This is a genomic window from Demequina aurantiaca, from assembly GCF_050598105.1.
Lineage (GTDB): Bacteria > Actinomycetota > Actinomycetes > Actinomycetales > Demequinaceae > Demequina > Demequina aurantiaca_A.
This window is the reverse complement of sequence record NZ_CP192436.1, coordinates 1,388,222-1,407,813: the sequence shown is the minus strand read 5'-3', so window position 1 is coordinate 1,407,813 and position 19,592 is coordinate 1,388,222. Positions and strand designations below refer to the sequence as shown.

General features: G+C 64.4%; 16 protein-coding genes. 12 read left to right on the top strand and 4 right to left on the bottom strand.

The annotated features are described in order from the left end of the window. Nucleotides 1–138 precede the first annotated feature (138 nt). On the top strand, nucleotides 139–1,167 hold the full coding sequence (locus tag ACQU6B_RS06270) for a GGDEF domain-containing protein (protein WP_430869180.1): 1,029 nt from the start codon (nucleotides 139–141) through the stop codon (nucleotides 1,165–1,167). A 170-nt stretch (nucleotides 1,168–1,337) separates the two neighbouring features. Beyond that, a complete protein-coding gene (locus ACQU6B_RS06265; protein ID WP_430869179.1) occupies nucleotides 1,338–3,284 on the top strand; it encodes an EAL domain-containing protein in 1,947 nt (648 codons plus the stop codon). 39 nt (nucleotides 3,285–3,323) lie between these two features. On the opposite strand, the gene ACQU6B_RS06260 is transcribed toward ACQU6B_RS06265, so the two are convergent. Further along, nucleotides 3,324–4,343 carry a GGDEF domain-containing protein gene (locus ACQU6B_RS06260; protein WP_430869178.1) on the bottom strand — a complete coding sequence of 340 codons (1,020 nt, stop codon included), beginning with the start codon at nucleotides 4,341–4,343 and terminating at the stop codon, nucleotides 3,324–3,326. Between the two features lie 361 nt (nucleotides 4,344–4,704). Between ACQU6B_RS06260 and ACQU6B_RS06255 the strand changes: the two genes are divergently transcribed. From ACQU6B_RS06255 to ACQU6B_RS06225, 7 genes are all read left to right on the top strand, one after another. After that, nucleotides 4,705–7,359, top strand: coding sequence for a PAS domain S-box protein (locus ACQU6B_RS06255; protein WP_430869177.1), 2,655 nt, complete (start codon nucleotides 4,705–4,707; stop codon nucleotides 7,357–7,359). Beyond that, nucleotides 7,356–8,561: an EAL domain-containing response regulator gene (locus tag ACQU6B_RS06250; protein ID WP_430869176.1), complete on the top strand. Its 1,206-nt coding sequence runs from the start codon at nucleotides 7,356–7,358 to the stop codon at nucleotides 8,559–8,561. The genes ACQU6B_RS06255 and ACQU6B_RS06250 overlap by 4 nt, the downstream gene beginning before the upstream one ends. Nucleotides 8,562–8,815: 254 nt before the next feature. Beyond that, nucleotides 8,816–11,518 carry an MGH1-like glycoside hydrolase domain-containing protein gene (locus ACQU6B_RS06245; protein WP_430869175.1) on the top strand — a complete coding sequence of 901 codons (2,703 nt, stop codon included), beginning with the start codon at nucleotides 8,816–8,818 and terminating at the stop codon, nucleotides 11,516–11,518. Then, nucleotides 11,515–12,285 (top strand): glucose 1-dehydrogenase, encoded by a 771-nt coding sequence (locus ACQU6B_RS06240; RefSeq protein ID WP_430869174.1) that lies wholly within the window; start codon nucleotides 11,515–11,517, stop codon nucleotides 12,283–12,285. Before ACQU6B_RS06245 ends, ACQU6B_RS06240 begins: the two co-directional genes overlap by 4 nt. A gap of 54 nt (nucleotides 12,286–12,339) precedes the next feature. Further along, complete coding sequence (locus tag ACQU6B_RS06235) at nucleotides 12,340–12,891, top strand: hypothetical protein (RefSeq protein ID WP_430869173.1); 552 nt, start codon at nucleotides 12,340–12,342, stop codon at nucleotides 12,889–12,891. Between the two features lie 186 nt (nucleotides 12,892–13,077). Next, a complete protein-coding gene (locus ACQU6B_RS06230; RefSeq protein WP_430869172.1) occupies nucleotides 13,078–14,643 on the top strand; it encodes an SDR family oxidoreductase in 1,566 nt (521 codons plus the stop codon). 126 nt (nucleotides 14,644–14,769) lie between these two features. Beyond that, on the top strand, nucleotides 14,770–15,417 hold the full coding sequence (locus tag ACQU6B_RS06225; protein WP_430869171.1) for a peroxiredoxin-like family protein: 648 nt from the start codon (nucleotides 14,770–14,772) through the stop codon (nucleotides 15,415–15,417). Between the two features lie 7 nt (nucleotides 15,418–15,424). Here ACQU6B_RS06225 and ACQU6B_RS06220 read toward each other — a convergent pair whose 3' ends face one another. Together ACQU6B_RS06220 and ACQU6B_RS06215 are read right to left on the bottom strand one after the other, a co-directional pair. After that, nucleotides 15,425–15,730: a Dabb family protein gene (locus ACQU6B_RS06220; RefSeq protein WP_430869170.1), complete on the bottom strand. Its 306-nt coding sequence runs from the start codon at nucleotides 15,728–15,730 to the stop codon at nucleotides 15,425–15,427. Between the two features lie 81 nt (nucleotides 15,731–15,811). Beyond that, complete coding sequence (locus ACQU6B_RS06215; protein WP_430869169.1) at nucleotides 15,812–16,858, bottom strand: response regulator transcription factor; 1,047 nt, start codon at nucleotides 16,856–16,858, stop codon at nucleotides 15,812–15,814. A 65-nt stretch (nucleotides 16,859–16,923) separates the two neighbouring features. On the opposite strand from ACQU6B_RS06215, the gene ACQU6B_RS06210 reads away from it, so the two are divergent. The 3 genes from ACQU6B_RS06210 (at nucleotide 16,924) to ACQU6B_RS06200 (ending at nucleotide 19,276) form a co-directional block, all read left to right on the top strand. Further along, nucleotides 16,924–17,592, top strand: coding sequence for a hypothetical protein (locus ACQU6B_RS06210; protein WP_430869168.1), 669 nt, complete (start codon nucleotides 16,924–16,926; stop codon nucleotides 17,590–17,592). 91 nt (nucleotides 17,593–17,683) lie between these two features. Further along, the gene (locus tag ACQU6B_RS06205) at nucleotides 17,684–17,911 is read left to right on the top strand and encodes an RNA-binding S4 domain-containing protein (RefSeq protein ID WP_430869167.1); all 228 of its coding nucleotides are present in this window, start codon (nucleotides 17,684–17,686) and stop codon (nucleotides 17,909–17,911) included. A 15-nt stretch (nucleotides 17,912–17,926) separates the two neighbouring features. Then, the gene (locus ACQU6B_RS06200) at nucleotides 17,927–19,276 is read left to right on the top strand and encodes a flavin monoamine oxidase family protein (RefSeq protein WP_430869166.1); all 1,350 of its coding nucleotides are present in this window, start codon (nucleotides 17,927–17,929) and stop codon (nucleotides 19,274–19,276) included. 31 nt (nucleotides 19,277–19,307) lie between these two features. Here the strand turns inward: ACQU6B_RS06200 and ACQU6B_RS06195 are convergent, their stop codons facing one another. Further along, a complete protein-coding gene (locus ACQU6B_RS06195) occupies nucleotides 19,308–19,559 on the bottom strand; it encodes a hypothetical protein (protein WP_430869165.1) in 252 nt (83 codons plus the stop codon). Between the last annotated feature and the right edge of the window lie 33 nt (nucleotides 19,560–19,592).

Genomic DNA, 19,592 nt, shown 5'->3' with positions numbered 1-19,592 from the left:
TGCGCGTCTACGCTGGCGGCGATCAATAAACACTAGCACCGAGCCGCTGGCGCGGGCGGTTGAACCTCTACCTTCAGGACCTGCCTGCGGGGAAATGGCGACGACGGAGTAATCTGTCTACAACAAAAGGCACTTTTAATGACGACGAACGGGAGGCTGCCCTTGGCACGGTCCCGGGATTGCGCCCTGTCGGCAAGGGTCAACGTCGCCCCCGGCTCCTTCCTGGGACGGGAGGTAGCGGGTCTCTCGGGGCCGGTTTGGTCGATGATGGCCTGGTACCTGCTGATCACCGGCCTGATATTGGCGGGAACCTTGTACACCTCTGTCTCCACCAACGATGTGGGGACGTCGGGCCTGAGGGTCTTCGGCCTTGTCTATTGTCTAGGTTGCCTGGCCGTGCTCGCTCGGTTGAGGTCGAGGACCCCCGGGTGGCTGCTGTTCATCCTTGTCGATGTCAACATCGCGGTGGCCTGCCTGATCTCCGCCTCGTGGAACACGGTCTTTGCGGCGGCGGTCCCGCTCGCCACTCTGGTCATCGCGGCGCTCTACGCCGCCACGTGGTTCCGCCACGCCGACATGCTGGCCCACCTCGGATGGCTCACCGTGCTGTCGGCGATCGCGGTCTTCCTCGCCAGCGATAGCGCAAACCTGCGAGTGCTTTGGTTCGCCATTGTCTTTTTGTGTTGGGGGCTGGGGCTCTTCGTCAACGCGCTTGTCCGCGACCTGAACCAGCAGGTGATGACAGATCCGTTGACCTCTCTACTGAACCGCACCGGGCTCGATCTAGTCGTTGACCACCTAGGCGGCGACAGGCCACACCTGATGCCCAGATCCGTCGCCTTCCTCGACCTCAAGGACTTCAAGGAGTTCAACGACCGCGACGGTCATCACGCCGGGGACGAGGTCCTTCGGCAAGTCGGTAGCGCGCTGCAGGCGCAGTTGCGTGCCAGCGACATCCCTGCCCGCACGGGTGGCGACGAGTTCGTTATTGTGCTGCCGTCGACGTCGCTGGAACACGCCCGAGTCGTGCTCGGTCGGATCATCAAGTCTCTGCCAGTCGGCTGCTCCTTCGGCCTCGTCGACTGGCCAGCCGGGACCACCTTCGACGACGCGGTGCGCGCGGCCGACCGCGAGATGTACACGGACAAGAGGCGCAACAGCCTGTAGAGGCGACTCGCCCTCTGCCCCGGACCCGCGCCCCTTCACGCATGAAACGCGGGAGCAACCCGTGATGCGCTGATCGCCGCGACACCGCCGCGCGCAAAGCGTAAAGTGAGGCCTAGGCGAGACAAGCGTCAGATTGATCCCGTCTAGGAGACCCGAACCGGGGGTTGTGGATGTCGGACCAAGTCGAGCCGGTGACTCACGACGAGCCGGCGCGTCCAGACTCAAACGGCGCCCGCGCCAGGCATCGCCAGTACGACGCCCTTCTCGAGTACGCCCCCGACGCGATAGTTATCGTGGATGCCGACGGAATCGTCTCGGAATGGAACCCCGCCGCAGAGGCACTGCTAGGCGTCACTCGCACGCAGGCAGTCGGGGCGCCCGCCCGCTCGCTCTTTGCGGCCCCCAATGCGGACCAATTCGACCACGCGTGGCAACAGTTGGTGGCCGGCGGGCCCGCCCCCCAGTACGAGTTTCAGTCCGCCGCTGCCGGGTCCCCTGGCATAACGCTCAGCGTGATCGTCGCTCCGATTCGTTCAGAGGGGTCGCTTCCGGGGGCCGTGGTGATCCTGCGAGATCTGGATACTCCGGACCCACGCGCATCCTCACCCACCCATGCCAGCGGCGCCCCTGGCATCGCTCACGACGAGCCTGCAACCGTGGCGGGCGAGGCGACGAGTGAATCGCCACTCGCTATCCGCGGGCCGCGCTGGCTTCAGCAACATCTTGCGATTCCGCCGTCTCCCGGCCTGGAACGCGGCGTCGCCGTGATCGACCTCGACGCGTTCGCGATGCTGGTGACCACCTATGGGCACGATGCCGCCGACGCCGTGATCGCGGAGTTTGGGGAGCTCCTCGTGGGGCTTGATACACCCGGGGTCTTCGCTTTGTGGCGGGCGGGCACGTTCATCTGGACTGTCGACAGCACCGACCCGGTATCGGCCCTCGACTCCTGCGTCAGCAGCCTTACCAGCGCGCTCGAGGAGCCCTTCCACATAGGAGACGAACGGGGGTGGTTAACGCTGAGCATCGGCCTGGCCACCACTGCCGACGTGGCGGGAGGTGACCTGCTGTCCGCGGGGACGGACGCCGTGGAACTCGCCAGGAGCATCGGCGGCACGAGCGCCGTGTACTACGACGAATCGATGCCGGACGGACCGACGCCTGGCTTCGGTCTCGCCAGCGACCTCCACCACGCCATCGATCACGATGAGCTCCGGCTGCACTACCAGCCGGTGATGGACTTTGCCACGAACGAGATTGCAGGCGTCGAGGCGTTGGTGAGATGGGAGCGACCAGGAATAGGCTTGCTGCCCCCCGGCGACTTCATCGACACCGCGGAGCGTACCGGGCAGATCGTGCCCCTCGGCAACTGGGTCGTGCGCACCGCTTGCGACAACGCCCCTCGCCTGGGAAGCAGCTCGAAGGGGCCCCGCACCATGAGCATCAATGTCTCTGCGCGACAATTGCAGGATCCTGAGCTCGTCTCGACCCTGCACAACGCAATCGTCGCCGGCAAATGCCTGCCCGCGACCATTGTCATCGAGGTGACGGAGTCCGTCCTACTTAATGATCTGGCGACGGTCGCCGACTCCCTGAACGCCATCAAGGCGCTCGACGTGGGCCTGGACCTGGACGACTTCGGCACTGGTTACTCGTCGCTGCACTATCTGCGCAACCTCCCGATCGACCGCGTCAAGGTAGACAAGAGCTTCGTGGCCGGACTGGGCACGAGCGGGGCCGACACCGCGATCGTGGCCTCCACAATCGCCCTGGCGCACGCGCTCGGGCTGCGCTGCGTCGCCGAAGGCGTTGAAACTCTAGATCAGCTCTCGTTGCTGAGGAAGATGGGATGCGACTACGCGCAGGGCTACTTGCTGAGCCGTCCCTCCGACATGGATAGCTTGAGAGCTTGGCTCGACTCCTACGTGCCCGCTCAGGTACGACCCGGCGGTGGTACTGGTACCGCCACTATTCCGCGCCCGCGCACGGGTGCGCACGACCGTCGCGCCCCGGGGGCGGACCGGCGTGACACGCAGCCTGCCGGCCTTGACACGAACATTGACTCTCCGGACGTACCCAATCAGACAAGCGCACGCGGAGAACGGGAGAGCCCGTAGCATCGGCCCGCGCCGATTTACTAGCGCCTGGGCGAACGGCTAAAGGTGAGCGCGATCGCGACGACGCTGGTCGTACAGGCCCGCGTCGGCCAAGCCAAGCAGCACCTTTGCCTCGGTGCCCCCGCTAGTGGTCGCGGAACCCACGGTCACTTTCCCTCCATGAGGCAGCAAACCGCCCGCGAGACCATCAAGCAGGCGCCGCTCGAGTGCGGCCGCGGTCTCCCGGTCGGCACTCGGCAACAGCACGGCGAACTCGTCCCCACCAATGCGGCCCACCACGTCGCCCTTGCGGAACCCGCCCCTCAGCAGCGAGCCCAGCCGGGCGAGAACCTCGTCGCCCTCCAAGTGCCCGTAACTGTCATTGATCGCCTTGAAGTGGTCGACGTCGAGCACGAGCACGCTGAGTGGCTCCGCCGGCGTGGCAAGCGCCGTCGCGTCCACCAAGGTGGAGTGAAATGCGCGATGGTTGAGGCAACCCGTCAGGCCGTCAATATCGGCGAGCCTGCGCGCCTCGTTGGTGAGGGTTCGCGCCCGGCCGACAAGCGCCTGCTGCCCACGCGACATGAGTGCGGCTACCGCCGCCAACAGTGCAAGCACGGTGACGTTGAGCACGGTCTCGACTATCGGCTCACGGACGTCGAGCAAGCCGAGCACCAGGCGTGCGAATACCACCGCCAGACCCGCGATCATGGTCGCTCGAGGCGGGAACGCCATAGCAGCGTGCCCCACCAGGACAAAGAAGAACACCGCGTACACGCTTGAACCGCCGCCGTCCAGCGCGACCCAAATCACCGTGCCCACGATTCCGATGCCGTCCCAGAGGTACAAGTAGCGAAGGAAGTGCTCGCTGTCCAGGATTCTGCGTGCGTGGTGGAGAAGGAACGGGAGGGTGGCCAAGAAGAGCACCGCTATCGCGATCGAGGTGCCTCGCGCGGGCACATCATCCAGCACATAGGTCCGCGTCAACACCAGTGCCGGCGCCAGAATCGTCATCGCTATCCCGACTCCAAAGTGGAGCGTCCAGAACTGGCCGTCGCCTCTCCACATAGAAGTTTCCATCACTCATTGTCTTAGGCCGTGAGAAGAGGGCGAAGCCACCCACGCCTTCTAGCCCGGGGAAAGGCGCCGTTGAGCCGGCTCGCCTTGCCCTCCTAAGTTCTTTCTGGGAGCCACTGACACGACCGGCACCAGCGCCTCCCGCGGCATTCGCCCACGCAGATAGGTCATTACGGGGCGCGGGCGAAGTTTACCTTCACGCATATTCACGTGGCTGCCAGATTGAAACTGTGGACCTTGTCACACGAAGCACGGTCCCGTCACGATTCGGCTCCTAGTATGGAGTTATGTCCCCGCGCCAGAGAGCCCCCTTTGGCCGAGCCGTCAGATTCGGCGCCGAGGCGCTGCCACATAGAGTTACCCCATGACAGCTGTGCGCGCGAAGACAGATTTCCCTAAGGCGGTTCTTACCGCCCTCGGAATAGTCGTGGCATTGACCATCTTCGCCATCGATATTGCGCTACCCCCCACCTACATCGTCGCGGACCTCTACGTGGTCGTGGTGCTCGCTTCCGGGCTATCCCGATCGCTTCGTGCCGTGATTTTCACCGCGATTGGCACCCTGGCGCTCACCTGGGCGGGCTTCTTCATCCAGCTCTCGAAAACCCCGCCCGGCGAACTTATAGAGCATCTGGTCGAGCGCGGACTCGCGACGCTCATGATCGGCCTTTCGGTCCTGGTAGTGGCGCTGATCCTGGTTCGAGAGGCACGAAACGCCGAGCTTAATAGTGCCCTCAGCGGCGTGCGGGGAGAGCAAGCGGAAAGCGACCGCATGCTCGCGGCGGCCAGCGAGATAGCTCCGATAGGCACGTGGTCGATTGACCTGGAGGACGAGCTTCTGACGCTGTCGGAACAGGCTGCCGCGATGTACGGCGCGCCAGTCGGAGCTCGCCCCGCCCGCCAGGAGGTGCTGTCGCGTCTCGAGCCGGCGGACGCCAAACTATTGAGCGACCGGGTCGACGACGCCCTGGCCCGCAACATCCCCTTCCGTATCGAGGTGCGCATGACGCCTCCCGGCGGCACCCCTCGGTGGATCGTGGCAATGGGAGACGGGGTGCGGACGGAGGCGGGAATTCCCCCGCGTATCCGGGGCACTGTTCAGGACATCACGATCTGGAAGCAGGCCGAGCTCTCCGCGAACTTCGAGAGTCGTCGCTTAACCAAGATTACGAGCGCGCTGCCGATCATCGTCTGGACTGCCACCCCCGACGGGCTCATAGACTTTTTCAACGCCACGATGGCTTCCTTCACCGGTATACCCGTCGACCAACTGCTCGCGGATGGTTGGAGGGCGGTCGTCCATCCCGAGGATCTGGGCTACGCAACGGAGCGTTGGGAACGATCCCTGGATTCCGGGGAACGGTACGACGTCGATTTTCGGGTCGAACGTGCCGATGGTCGCTACCTCTGGCACCAGATCTCTGCGTATCCGGAGCTCGGTGAGGGCGGTCTCATCGTGGGATGGTTGGGCAGCGCAGTAGACATTGACGCAGCCCGCACGTTGAAGGTCCGGGCGGACGAGTTGGCCGCGGAACGCGAAACCATTCTCGAGAGCATGAATGACGGCGTCTACGCCCTCGACGAGGACTACTGCGTCGTCTACATGAACGCGAGTGCTGAAGAGATACTCGGGCTCGGGCGCAACGGACTCGTGGGCAGATCGATCTGGGATGCGTTCCCCGACTCCGGGGCAACCCCGGCCGCGGACGTCATCAGGGGCGCAATGTCTAAGGGCATCGCGAGTCGAATCACCTACAAGAGCGTGATACTCGACAAGTGGTTGGACTTGTCTGTGACGCGAAACTCCGCGGGCGTCACCGTGTTCCTGCGAGATATCACCGAGGTCAAATCGCTGGGGGAAAAACTGTCTCAGTCCCAGCGCCTCGAGTCTGTGGGTCAGCTCACGGGAGGCATCGCGCACGACTTCAACAATCTCCTCACCGTCGTGCTGGGCGGCGCGGACGCGCTCACGGACGACGAGTCGCTGTCTTCCGATGCACAGGAGATGGCGGAGATGATAGGTGTCGCCGCCACACGAGGCGCGGAGCTCACCCACCGGCTGCTCGCCTTCGCCCGGATGCAGCCGCTGGAGCCGCAATCGGTAGACCTAGCGAAGCGGTTGCGGAGCCTGCGTCCACTGTTACGGCGCACGCTCGGCGAAGACGTTTCCATGATGGTCGGCCCCTCCACGGGTAGCGCCCTCGCTCAGGTCGACCCCGGACAATACGACAACGCGGTACTCAACCTTTGCATCAATGCCCGGGACGCGATGCCGCACGGTGGAACGCTGTCCATTGAAACAGTCACCACCACCATCGACGAGACCTACGTGACCGAGCATGCCGAGGTGGCGCCAGGAAGTTACGCGGTAACCACCGTCACCGACTCTGGCGAGGGGATACCACCGGAGGACCTTGGCCGTCTCTTTGACCCCTTCTTCACCACAAAGGAGACCGGTAAGGGATCTGGATTAGGTCTCGCTATGGTCTGGGGCTTTGTGAAGCAGAGCGGCGGCCACATCACTGTCTACACCGAGTCCGGCATCGGCACTTCGTTTAAGATGTACCTGCCGAGTGCGCAGGCCGCCCCGGAGCCCGACCCCCCGACCAGCGACCAGATCCCGCTGCAGGCGGTGTCCGGAACCATCCTGATCGCGGAGGACGACGACCTGGTCCGTCGTTTCGCGGCGGAGCGTCTCAGGTCGCGGGGCTACGACGTGGTCGAGGCGGCCTCCGGGCCCGAGGCAATCGAGGCGCTGCGGTCCCTGGACCACATCGACCTGCTGTTCACTGACGTGATTATGCCCGGAGGCATGTCCGGACGCGACCTCGCTGAGGCGGTGGAAGAACTTCGCCCCGGAACGCCAGTGCTCTACGCCTCTGGCTATACAGAGAACGTGATTCTTCACAACGGCAAGATCGACCAGGGCGTGAAACTATTGGCTAAGCCGTACTCGGCGCGACAGTTATTCAATCGCGTCGGAGAGCTGGCATTATTCGAGTCTGAGGAGCAATCGTGAGCGGCACGACTCGCCTAGGCAGGGTGCTCATCATCGACGATGACCTCCTTGTGCTCAAGATGATGGCCGCACACGTCCGTGCCGCCGGCTACGCTGCCGAGTTCACTTCCGACCCCGAAGAGTTCTACGCGATGGCGCGCTCCTGGAGTCCCACCTACGTGGTGGTGGATCTGGTCATGGGCAAGGTCGACGGCCTTACCGTGCTGAAGAAGCTCGCCGAGATGAACTCCAATGCCGTGGTCGTGATTGCCAGCGGCATGGGAAGCAGCATCCTCGACTCCGCGCGGCAGTTTGCCGCGGCGAGCGGGCTCGCGTACGGCGGAGTGCTTCACAAGCCCTTCCGTAGGGCGGACGTCGCCGCAGTGTTGGCGGCCGGCGCACACTCGCCTGGGCCGGTCGAGCCGGACACCGACGAACTCGATGCCTGGGACGCCGCGGCGTTCGAGCTGGAGCTTCGCAACGCCGCAACTTCCGGCGACTTCGCACTTGTGTTTCAGCCAAAGGTGTCCTGCGTCGACAGCTCGGTGGTGGGCTACGAGGCGCTGGTCCGCTGGGACCATCCGGAACTAGGGATGATCCCTCCATCCTCTTTCGTCCCTCGGGCGGAGAGCGCTGGTCTCATCACGGTCGTGACCGATTGGGTGGCCGCGGAGGCCTTCGGATGGTTCGCCAGATCGCGCCACCACACCGACGAACACCTCTCCATCAATGTATCCGCTTCCGAGCTCACCGGAAAGGATCTGTGCGAGCGAATGCTCAAGGCCGCCGCACACGCCCAGGTATCGCCAGGGCGGATCATTCTCGAAGTGACCGAGACGAGCGCCATCGCAGATGCCAAATCCTCCCTCGAGGTCCTCACGCGTCTAAGGCTCGGGGGATTCCAACTGTCGATCGACGACTTTGGAACCGGCTACTCGTCAATGACTCAGCTGTCCGACATGCCATTCACCGAGATCAAGATCGACCGATCATTCGTGCAGAAACTCGGCAAGTCCGGCCCCTCAGACGTCATGGTTCGGTCGATGGTGCAACTCGGAAGTGGCCTTGGGATTCGCTGCACAGCTGAAGGCGTGGAGACGGTGGCGGCCCTCAAGGCGGTCACCGAGATGGGCTGCGACTACGCGCAGGGGTACTTCATCGCATTCCCGATGGATGAGCAGGCGCTCGAGGCTTGGCTCGTCGAGCGCTTGTCCCTCGCGTAGCGGATCCCCTCCCCACCAGGCGAACCGCTCTGAAGACGCGACTAGCCGCTGAATACGGGCGTGCCTGACCAACCGCCGCTAAGATCGGATCAGCCCAAAGCGGGTTAACGGCCACCTTGATATTCCCGAGCTGCCAGGCGGGATATCGGTCACCCAGTAACGGAATTTTCGCGCAACCGCTCGCCCACATGACTGCGGTCTGTTCGTGTCTCACCCCTGAACCCTCTCAGCCCCCTTTGAACGGAGCGTTTGCCATGGAACCCGTGACCGAAACCAATGGGGCAGCGAGCCCCAATGCAGAGTCGGCGCGTCTCACGGCAGCAGATAGCGGAAGTGCGCCATGGCGAGACTGGGGCCCGTACCTCTCCGAACGGGCGTGGGGCACGGTCCGGGAAGACTACAGCGACGATGGCGAGGCTTGGGACTTCTTCCCCCATGACCACGCCCGCTCAAGAACGTACCGGTGGAACGAGGACGGGATGGCTGGCTTCTGCGACGAGGGCCAGAATTGGTGCCTATCGCTCGCTCTCTGGAACGGCACCGATCCGATGCTCAAGGAACGCATGTTCGGCCTTTCCGGACCGGAGGGCAACCACGGCGAGGACGTCAAGGAGTACTGGTGGTACACGGACGCCACCCCTACCCACTCTTGGAACTCGTGGCGCTACCACTACCCGCAGCAGGCCTTCCCATATGCGGATTTGGTCGCTGAGAACGCTCGCCGCTCCGCGGCCGAGCCAGAGTACGAGCTCATCGACACCGGAATCTTCGACGACGACCGCTACTGGGTGGTGAACGTGGACTACGCCAAGGCCGGGCCGCGCGACGTACTCATGAGCATCACCCTAGAGAATGCCGGGCCAGAGGCTGCCACGATCGAAGTCTTGCCGACGCTCAACTTCCGTAACACGTGGTCGTGGGGGTATCCCGACCACCCCAAGCCCTCGCTTCGTCGAGTGGGTGACCGCATCATCGGCGATCATTCTCGGTCCGGACCCCTGGCCCTGGTCGGCGAGGGTTCGCCCGATCTCCTCTTCTGCGACAACGAAACCAACGTGCCGAAGCTCTTCGGCGCAGAACCAACGACCCCCTATCCCAAGGACGGGATCAACGACTTCGTGGTGAATGGCGCCGACTCGGTCAATCCCGACCAGGAAGGAACCAAAGCCGCGCTACGTTACAAGGTCTCCCTGGGACCCGGGGAGTCGACCCAAATCCGTGTTCGTCTAGTGGGGGTCAACTCCCCCGGCGTTGACACGGACGCGACGGCGCTCTCCACCGCACAGATTGACGTTGCCGCGGGCTTCGACGCCGTGGTGGCCGCGCGCCGCACCGAGGCCGACGAGTTTTACGATGGCGTCATCCCAGTGGCGCCGAATTCGGAGGAGTATCGAGTCGCGCGGCAGGCCTTCGCCGGGCTGCTGTGGGGGAAGCAGTTCTACCACTACGACGTCTCTCGTTCTTTGAGCGGAGACCCGGACCAGCCGCCACCGCCTCCAGGGCGCGGCGCCATCAGAAACGGCGCGTGGCCGAACCTCGACGCTCACGATGTCATCCTGATGCCGGACCCGTGGGAGTACCCCTGGTTTGCGGCATGGGATCTCGCCTTTCACTGCGTGACGCTGGCCCACATTGACCCCGAGTTCGCGAAGGACCAGCTGATTCTGCTGCTGCGCGAGTGGTACATGCACCCCAACGGGCAGATCCCCGCGTACGAGTGGAACTTCTCCGACGTCAATCCCCCGGTGCACGCCTGGGCCGCGATCCGTGTATTCGAGATCGGCGGGAAGCAAGACTTCACCTTCCTCGCGAAGGTCTTCCACAAGTTGCTGCTCAATTTCACCTGGTGGGTGGACAACAAGGACCGGGCGGGCGACAACCTGTTCGAGGGCGGGTTCATGGGACTCGACAACATCGCCCCGCTCGACCGGTCCAAGCTGCCTCCGTCTGTCGGTTACCTCGAGCAGGCCGATTCGACCGGCTGGATGGCGATGTACGCACTCGATCTGCTCGACATTGCCCTGCGCCTCGCGCTCAAGGATCCCGCCTACGAAGACATCGCGACCAAGTTCGCGGAGCACTTCCTCACCATCTCCGCAGCGGCGAACAGCAGCGCCATGTGGGACGAGGACGATGCGTACTATTACGACGTGTTCCATGGCGCCGACGGCGTGGACGTACCGGTGAAGGTGAAGTCCCTGGTGGGCCTGGTGCCGTTGCGCGCCGTGCTTGCGTACGACATCGGTGAGATTGACGAGGCGTTGCCCGACTTCAAGGAGCGCGCCCTCTGGTACCTGGCCAACCATCCCGAGCTAGCGGACACCTTCCAAACCTGCGATATCGATGGCGTCCGGCACCGCCTGCTCGCGCTCGTCCCCCAGGACCGCCTAGTTCGAATGCTCGGAACCGTCTTCGACGAGTCGGAGATGCTCAGCGACTACGGGATTCGAGCGATCTCCGCGTGGCACCGTGAGCACCCTTTCTCGATGCAAGTTGGCGACCACGTCGCCACGGTGGATTACGAACCCGCCGAGTCGACGAATGGTCTTTTTGGCGGAAACTCGAACTGGCGCGGTCCCATCTGGATGCCGCTGAACGTACTCCTCATCGAGGCGTTGCACGACTACGATCGGCTCGCCCCCGGCGAACTGCAGGTCGAATACCCCACGGGTTCCGGAAACAAGATCGGTGTGCGGGAAGCGGCTGACGACGTCTCCCGCCGTCTGGTGTCCATCTTCCTTCCAGGTGCCGACGGCCGTCGCCCCGTGCACGGCTGGTACGACAAGATGGCTACCGATCCTCGTTGGAAGGACAATCTTCCATTTCACGAGTATTTTCACGGCGACACCGGTATGGGACTCGGCGCATCGCACCAGACCGGCTGGACCGCGCTGGTCGCACACCTCATCATCACCACTGGGCAACACACTCACACTAAGCCAGGAGAAACACCATGAGTCTTGAAGGAAAAGTAGCTATCGTCACCGGAGGCAATAGCGGCATCGGCATGTCGATTGTGCTGGAGCTCGCCGCCCAGGGGGCGAGCGTCGTCATCGATTACGTCTCCCACCCAGAAGCCACCGAAGCACTCGAGCGCCAGATGGCCGCTCTCGGCGAGACCAACGTCATCGGTGTGGATGCCGACGTCAGTAAGGTGGCTGACCTGCAGATGCTCGTCGACAAAGCCGTCGAGACTTTCGGCCGGCTGGACATCATGGTGAATAACGCGGGTGTCGAGACCCGCACTGACATCCTGAATACCACCGAGGAACAGTACGAATTCGTCATGGACGTCAACCTGAAGAGCGCCTTCTTTGGCACCCAGATTGCCGCGAAGCAGATGATCACCCAGGGCGACGGCGGCGCGATCATCAACATCAGTTCGGTTCACGAAGACTGGCCAATGCCGGGCAACACCGCCTACTGCCTGTCGAAGGGCGGCGCCAAGATGCTCGCCCGCACCGCCGGGCAGGAACTCGGCCCCTACGGCATTCGAATTGTCAACGTGGGCCCGGGAGCGGTAGCGACGCCGATCAACCAGGCGACGATGGCCGACCCCGAGAAGATGAAGGTTCTCGACGCCGCGATTCCGCTCGGACGTATGGCCCAGCCCAAGGAGATTGGCGGCGTCGTCGCGTTCCTTGCCTCGGACGCCGGCTCCTACCTCAACGCCACCACGGTGTTTGTGGACGGCGGCCTCATGCACTCCAGCCCCGGGCTGTAGGCCGCCGTCTCCCCACTCGAACCGCACGAATCGCCCTGGCGCTAGCCTGGACACATGGCTAAGTCAATGGGGACCGATTCGATCGTGCGTGCCACCGGGGTCGAATGGCCGGACTGGATGTCCCACCTGGAACTGGCGGGCGGGCGTGAACTGAGCCACACCGCCTTGGCCGTCGTGGCCGAGCGCATGATGCCGGCGAACGTCGCGAGTCCTGAGTGGTGGAGTCAGGCAGTCACGGTGGCGTACGAGTTAGAGATAGGGCGCAGGGTGCCTGGGCAGCGCGCCGACGGCACCTTTGAGGTGGCCGCCTCCCGCACGCTCTCGGGAACGCTGGACGACACCTTCAAGACGTGGATGGACCTCATCAGTGACCGCGACTCGTTCGCCGGCCGTGAGCTCCAAGACTCCCCCAGCACGTCGAGCACCGCCAAGTGGCGACGTTGGCGAGGGAAACTGGACGGCGGCCGCACGATCGTTGGTGAAGTGGGCTCGCGGGGAGACAAGTCAGTTCTCACGGTCACGGTCAGCAAGATGGCAGACCAGGAGGAATTGGAAGCAACCCGTGACTTCCTGAAGTCGCTGCTGGCCAATCTTCCAATCGACTGATTCGGGACCCGCTAGGGAAAGTAGGGACAGGCGGTTACGCCCCGACAGTTCAGCACGAACCTCGTGCCCGGCCACCGCTGACGGCGCTAGCCGGGGAATACCGGCACAGATCACAGGTTGATACAAGGTAGGGAGTCAACCGCATCGGGCCGTGAAAGTGGGCCCGCCTTCAGACAGGAGCGACTTGTGAGCGCGAGTGAACACGATTCCACGTCTAAGTTCGCTGTGAGCACGCCGCTGGGTAGCGAGGAAACGCTTCGCGCCCAGCCTCACCCGGATGGCTCGTTCCCGTTGGTCCTCATCCTGGGTGCCACGGGGTACATCGGCGGAAGGCTGGTTCCCCGCCTCCTCGCGGGTGGCTACCGCGTACGGGTGTTGTCACGATCCAGCGGCCGTATTCAGGCGCTCCCCTGGGCCGACGACGTCGAGACCGTCGAGGGCGACGCCGCGGATCCCGAGGCGATGGATCTCGCCATGCGCGACGTGGACATCGTGTACTACCTGGTGCATTCCATGACCAGCGGTCACGACTACGGCAAGCTGGACCGCGCCATCGCCATCAACGTCGCCCTCAGGGCCGCGGAACAGCAGGTGGGGCGGATCATCTACCTTGGCGGGCTACACCCCGACGGAGTCGAACTGTCTCCGCACCTGGCCTCCCGCAAGGAGGTGGGCGACATCCTGTTGGCGTCCGCGACCCCCACCATCGTCTTGCAGGCCGGCGTCGTGATCGGGGCTGGCTCCGCGTCGTTCGAGATGATCCGGCACCTGACCGAAGTCCTCCCCTACATGCCCGCGCCCAAGTGGGTGCGCAACTACATCCAGCCGATCGCGGTACGCGATGTGGTCTACTACCTGCTCGGCGCCGCACGGTCTGAGCCCGGTGCCAACGGCACCTACGACATCGGCGGGCCGGACGTCTTCCGATACTCCAAGATGATGAACGGCTACGCGTACGTCGCGGGCCTTCCCCGCCGCCACATCGCCGCGCTGCCGGTGTTGACGCCGGGTCTCGCGTCGCACTGGGTAGGCCTGGTCACTCCCGTGCCTCGGCAGATCGCGCGGCCGCTCGTGGAGTCCCTGGTCCACACCTGCGTGGTGAAGGACGATGCGATAGACGGCCTGGTCCCGCCGCCGCCGGGAGGCCTGACCGGCTACCTCGAGGCCGTCCGCTGGGCTCTGGGCCGGATGGAAATCGACCAGGTGGAGACGAGTTGGGTCGACGCGCGCGTCGCCGACGCCCCCAGCGATCCGATGCCGAGCGACCCTGATTGGGCCGGGCGCACCGTCTTCCAGGACGAGCGCACGCGCGCCACCACCGCGGACTCCACCTCGGTGTGGAAGGTGATCTCTCAGATTGGCGGAGCCACCGGCTGGTACTCGGCATCTGTCCTGTGGGCCTCTCGGGGCCTCATCGACCGACTCTCGGGCGGCATCGGCTCGCAGCGCGGACGCCGCGGTTACGACGGCCTCAGGGTGGGCGACGCGATCGACGTATGGAGGGTCGAGCACGTCGAACCCGGGCGCCTTGTACGGCTCAGGGCGGAGATGCGTGTGCCGGGAAGCGCGTGGCTCGAGCTCAGCGTGGATCCGACTGACGAGGGATCGGATTACCGCCAGCGCGCGGTCTTCTTCCCCCGCGGCCTCACTGGGCGGCTCTACTGGCTGTCGATGCTGCCCTTCCATGGGCTGATCTTCAGCGGCATGGTGAACCGGATTGTCGCGGAGGCCGAGACCGACGTCGAGGACTAGTCGGTTTCCGGGCTTACGACTGCGCTACCAGGTCAGTCGGTCGGTCCAGCGGCCTCGACATCCGCCAAAGCGGCACCTCACCTGACAACCGAGGCACTCTGTCTCAGCTTTACGAAAGGTCACCACATGTCTCTCGCTGATGAACTGCAAGCCCAGGCCCTGCGCTCCGCCGCCGAGGCCACCCCCGAGGTCGCCGCCCAGCGGAAGGCTGCTGTCGCCGCTGTCACCGCGCTAGTCGGCGACCAGGTCACCTCGGTTGGCGACGTCGCACCGGATTTCGAGCTTCCCGATGCCGCAGGTGGCCTCGTCCGACTCTCCGAGCTCGCCGCCGGCGGCCCAGTCGTCGTCTCCTTCTACCGTGGGGGCTGGTGCCCTTACTGCAACATTGAGCTGCGTGCCCTTCAGGAAGCGTTGCCTGCGATCACCGCTGCCGGGGGCGCGTTGGTCGCGATCTCCCCGGAAGCGCCGGACCTTTCTCTCTCGACCGCAGAGAAAGAAAACCTTGACTTCGCCGTGCTCTCAGACACCACCGCGGCCACCATCGACGCGTACGGTTTGAACTTCACCATCGACTCCACCACGCGCGATGTGCTGAGCGGCGAGGAAGCGGAGCGTGCGCTCGCGGAGGGCGTCGAGACCGAGGTCCTCCCGATTCCCGCCACGTACGTGATCGGCGCCGACCGCCGCGTCACCTACGCGTTCGTTGACCCCGATCACAAGCACCGGGCGGAGCCAGCCGACATCGTCGCCGCGGTGCGGGCCCTCGCAGAATAGGGCCCTGCTAGTCGCCTTCTACCTCGGTGAAGTCGTACTCCTGAAACTCCGCAACCTCGGGCAACCAGCGGTTCGCGACGAACGCCACGTGGGTGGGGTGTTCGTTGTAGGCGAGGTACGCCGACTCATCGGCGAACACCATGCTCAATTGATGGGTCAAGTCGCTCTTCTCACTGACCTGGCGCTGGATGGTGAACTGCTGCACCCCTGGTATGGAACTCAATAAAGCCCGGGCGTCGGCGAAGAACGCGGCCGCCTGCGGTGAATCTAAGGAGTGGTTGAGGCGGAAGATCACGGTGTGCTGGATGCTCATGGACCCGATACTACGTGGCACCCTGTACGCAGTCGGCTGCTCGCGACCCCCGGGTCAGCAGCACACCTCACTTCGAGATCCCTAGTTCGGACTCAACCCCGTGAGCTCACGTAAGCGTAGGACCACTGCGGCACGGCTCGTGACGTCTAGCACGCGGAAGATTCCCTCGAGGTGCTTCTTCACGGTCGACTCCGACAGCCCGAGTTCACGCGCTAGTTCGTTGTTCGAGCCTCCCGTGCGTGCGAGGGCGATCACCACCTCGGATTGGCGGCGGGTCAGGCCCACCTCCAGGAGCGAGTCGGTATCCGCCGCTACGTCCTGTTGCCTGCGTAGGAGCAATACCGTTGGGCCGAGCCGCACCGGATGCATGATGCAGTGCCACCGTTGCGTCCCAATCATCACGTCGTGTCGAGACTCATCCCCCGGCATCAATTCCTTGTCGGCGATGATCGAGGCGAGAGCGTCGGGAACCCGGGCGCCGGCCTCCATCACCTTCGACGACGAGGCCTCCACCACGCCATCTGAACGCACCGAGACCACCGCCCACGCGTAGCGATCCATCTCCGCGTCCACGAGGAGGGCGCGCTCGACATCGAGCGCTGTCCGGTGGTGCATGGCGAGATGCCCGCTCAGGGCGTTCATGACGGCTACGTCACGATCGCTGAACTCTCCCTCTGACTCACTGCGATTCAGCGCATAGGCCACCACCACATCGGGCGGGGACGGGAGCTCAATAGCCAGTTGAAATCGAACGTTGAAGGGTCCGTAGAAGTGACGGAACAAGTTAGTGGAGGTGACCTCGGCGCCTCCCTCGACATCGCAGAATCGCAGTGCGCCAAGCCCCCGCTGAGCTGTCGCCGCCACAATCAGCGGGTGCTCGTGAAAGTACTTGTCGTACTGAGGCTTGAGCCGGGTTGCCAGTGCTACCTCACTGGCGGGCACCATCACGTAGCGAAAATCGCGGGCGGCCATCACCATGTCGTTGAAGGACGCGCTGTCGCATTCGATCACGTCGCGCAACGCCTCGAGTACCCCCGCGAACTCCAGCGGCGGATACTCAGTGAGCCGCCCGGCGACGCGCAGGACCGCTTGCGCATCCCCATGGCTCAGTCCCATGGTGTGCCACATTACCCGTGCGCGTACGCCTAAAGACGTATTGCGGAACTCGTCGACCGCTTGGCAACCTTGGTTTCATGACTATTCAGCACTCGACCTTGGCCGTCGAACCCCTTCCCATGGCGCGCAAATTCCGCGTCGCGGCTGGCGTCATGGCCATCACCGCGACGCTCGCGGCGTGCTCACCGTCCACGGATGAGGCGCCCGCCAGCGCCGACGCACAGGAAATTCTCACGCAGGACGCCGTGGCAGCGGGCACGGACGCGACGGAGGAATCCGACGCGGCCACCGAGGGTTCGGTGGAGGAGTCCTCCCCCGATGCGCCCGACGCCGGCGCATACACCTCCGACGATGTCGGAAACGGTACCCTCCACGTCGACGGGGTCGAGTTTCCCGACTTTACAGGTGACTGTGAGATCAGCCGCCAGAACGGCAAGGAGGACGTTGGAGACCTCAACGAAGGCGACATCGTCACCATCATCGCCATCGACAATGTCAAGGCGCACGAGGACAGCTCGATGAATTACGTGGCACTCAACGAGGAGAGTTTTCGGTTCAGCGATCCGATGGGTGCGGCAGGCGTGGGTGGGCCCACCGCCCGCGGCGAAATCACTTCGCTGACTGAACTGGGCCCGCGCACGGCGGACGGCAGTCGCGACATCGTGGAAGTGCGCTTCGCCGGAGCTCTGGAAGACGGCACTACGGTCGACGCGGACGTTGTCTGCGAGCTTCAGAACGCCTTCTGATTAACGGCATTTGCGATGCGCTGCGTGCCCACTCCTGCGAAAAGAGCCCGACGCGCAAGTAGGGCGCGCATTCGGGCGTTAGCCTTCATAGATGAGAACTAATGATTCGGTCGATGATTTTCGCGTCGAGGGAGAGGTCATTCGGCTCGGGCAGTTCCTGAAGCTCGCTGGCCTCCTCGACTCCGGAGCCAACGCCAAGGAAGCTATCGTCAACGGCGATGTGCACGTCAACGGCGCAACCGAACTTCGGCGCGGCTATCAGCTCAAGGAGGGCGACCTCGTGACGTTCCAAAAGCGCTCGGTTCGAGTCCGCTACTAGCTCGGCGCGTCCGCGATGAATTTGCCCATTGATCGCTACGACACCCTGGTCATTGGCGCCGGAGTGGCTGGGCTGACCGCAGCACGGCTGCTCACTCAGGCGGGGCGTCGCGTGGTAGTGCTCGAGGCGCGCGACCGCGTGGGCGGTCGGGTATGGACCGAGCGCACCGACGGCATGGTCACTGATCTGGGCGCGTCCTGGATCCACGGCATCGACGACTCCCCCGTTGCCGCCGCAGCAGGAGCCTTCGGCATGCGTACTGTCGAGTTCACCGTCGGGGGCTACCAGAGCGACAGTCGCCCCATCGCCTACTACGGACCCGACGGTGCCAAACTGGACGATGCTGCTACGCGGGGCTTCGTGGACGACATCCATGCACTCGACGCCGCGCTCGTGGAGGTAATCGCCGCATCGGCCGTTAACGCGTCCTATAGGGACGTCACCGACGATGCCCTGGCCGCGCTCGGCTGGGCCGACGACCGCGTGCAGCGGGTGCGCGAGTACCTCGAACACCGATCAGAGGAGCAGTACGGCGCCCGGATCGAGGACCTAGCCGCCCACGGTCTTGACGACGACCAGATTGCGGGCGACGAGGTGGTGTTCCCGGACGGGTACGACCACCTTCCGGCGGGTCTCGCCGACGGCCTTGACGTGCGGCTCGAGCACATCGTCTCTTGCGTCCAGTGGACGGCCGATGGCGTGGCGGTCGTCACCGATCGGGGCCGCTTCGCGGCGGCCAGCGCCGTGGTCACGGTACCGGTGGGGGTACTTCAATCTAAGGACTTCGACATCCAGCCTCCTCTTCCCGATCCCGTCGCTGGCGCCCTCAGCCGTCTCGCGATGAACGACTTCGAGAAGGTGTTCCTGCGATTCCCCACCAAGTTCTGGGACCGCGACGTCTATGCCATCCGCCAGCAGGGGCCTGAAGGACGCTGGTGGCATTCCTGGTACGACCTCACGGCGCTACACGGAACCCCCGCGCTATTGACGTTCGCGGCGGGCCCCGGCGCCACCGGGACCCGCGGGTGGGACGAGTCGCGCGTTGTGAACTCGGTCATGGCGCAGTTGCGCCGGCTCTACGGCGACCGTGCAGTCGCGCCAACCAGCGTGAACATCACCGACTGGCACGCCGATCCTTTCGCGCGAGGCTCGTACGCCTACATGACGGTGGGGTCGACCACAGCCGACCACGATGCGCTAGCGACGCCCATCGGTGGCGTGTTGCATCTCGCGGGCGAGGCCACCTGGACCGACGACCCCGCGACAGTTACTGCCGCACTGCTCTCCGGGCATCGTGCGGCCCAGAACATTCTCGGGCGCGCCGTAGCTGTGGAGGCAATCTGGACCGCCTCCCCACTCACGTAGCGGGGCCAGTCCCTCTCAACTCTTCCGTCAGCTACGCCGGGCCGGACGGCCGTCTGGGTCGCGGCGCAGGACGAGGAGGCACTTCCTTCGCGGCGACTACGCTCGTCAACGCGATCCGCTCGATTCCACGCACGCCGTCCACGACCACCGTCTGGTCGTCAACGCTCAGAAGTTCACCGAGCGCGTCCGTCGCCTCTCCAGTGGAGATCAGGTACCGCACCACCACTCGCGCGCCGGCCTCTGGCAGCCTGATCGCGCCGTTGCTCCTGCTCGGCTCAGTCATTCACCTATCCTCGCAGGTACGCCTCCACCTCTC

Bases quoted from the DNA above. Each gene is read 5' to 3' on its own strand.
- ACQU6B_RS06200 (WP_430869166.1), top strand. From the start codon at position 17,927: ATGAATTTGCCCATTGATCGCTACGACACCCTGGTCATTGGCGCCGGA.
- ACQU6B_RS06265 (WP_430869179.1), top strand. From the start codon at position 1,338: ATGTCGGACCAAGTCGAGCCGGTGACTCACGACGAGCCGGCGCGTCCA.
- ACQU6B_RS06215 (WP_430869169.1), bottom strand. From the start codon at position 16,858: ATGTGGCACACCATGGGACTGAGCCATGGGGATGCGCAAGCGGTCCTG.
- ACQU6B_RS06255 (WP_430869177.1), top strand. From the start codon at position 4,705: ATGACAGCTGTGCGCGCGAAGACAGATTTCCCTAAGGCGGTTCTTACC.
- ACQU6B_RS06210 (WP_430869168.1), top strand. From the start codon at position 16,924: ATGACTATTCAGCACTCGACCTTGGCCGTCGAACCCCTTCCCATGGCG.
- ACQU6B_RS06205 (WP_430869167.1), top strand. From the start codon at position 17,684: ATGAGAACTAATGATTCGGTCGATGATTTTCGCGTCGAGGGAGAGGTC.
- ACQU6B_RS06195 (WP_430869165.1), bottom strand. From the start codon at position 19,559: ATGACTGAGCCGAGCAGGAGCAACGGCGCGATCAGGCTGCCAGAGGCC.
- ACQU6B_RS06235 (WP_430869173.1), top strand. From the start codon at position 12,340: ATGGCTAAGTCAATGGGGACCGATTCGATCGTGCGTGCCACCGGGGTC.
- ACQU6B_RS06260 (WP_430869178.1), bottom strand. From the start codon at position 4,343: ATGGAAACTTCTATGTGGAGAGGCGACGGCCAGTTCTGGACGCTCCAC.
- ACQU6B_RS06225 (WP_430869171.1), top strand. From the start codon at position 14,770: ATGTCTCTCGCTGATGAACTGCAAGCCCAGGCCCTGCGCTCCGCCGCC.
- ACQU6B_RS06240 (WP_430869174.1), top strand. From the start codon at position 11,515: ATGAGTCTTGAAGGAAAAGTAGCTATCGTCACCGGAGGCAATAGCGGC.
- ACQU6B_RS06270 (WP_430869180.1), top strand. From the start codon at position 139: ATGACGACGAACGGGAGGCTGCCCTTGGCACGGTCCCGGGATTGCGCC.
- ACQU6B_RS06220 (WP_430869170.1), bottom strand. From the start codon at position 15,730: ATGAGCATCCAGCACACCGTGATCTTCCGCCTCAACCACTCCTTAGAT.
- ACQU6B_RS06245 (WP_430869175.1), top strand. From the start codon at position 8,816: ATGGAACCCGTGACCGAAACCAATGGGGCAGCGAGCCCCAATGCAGAG.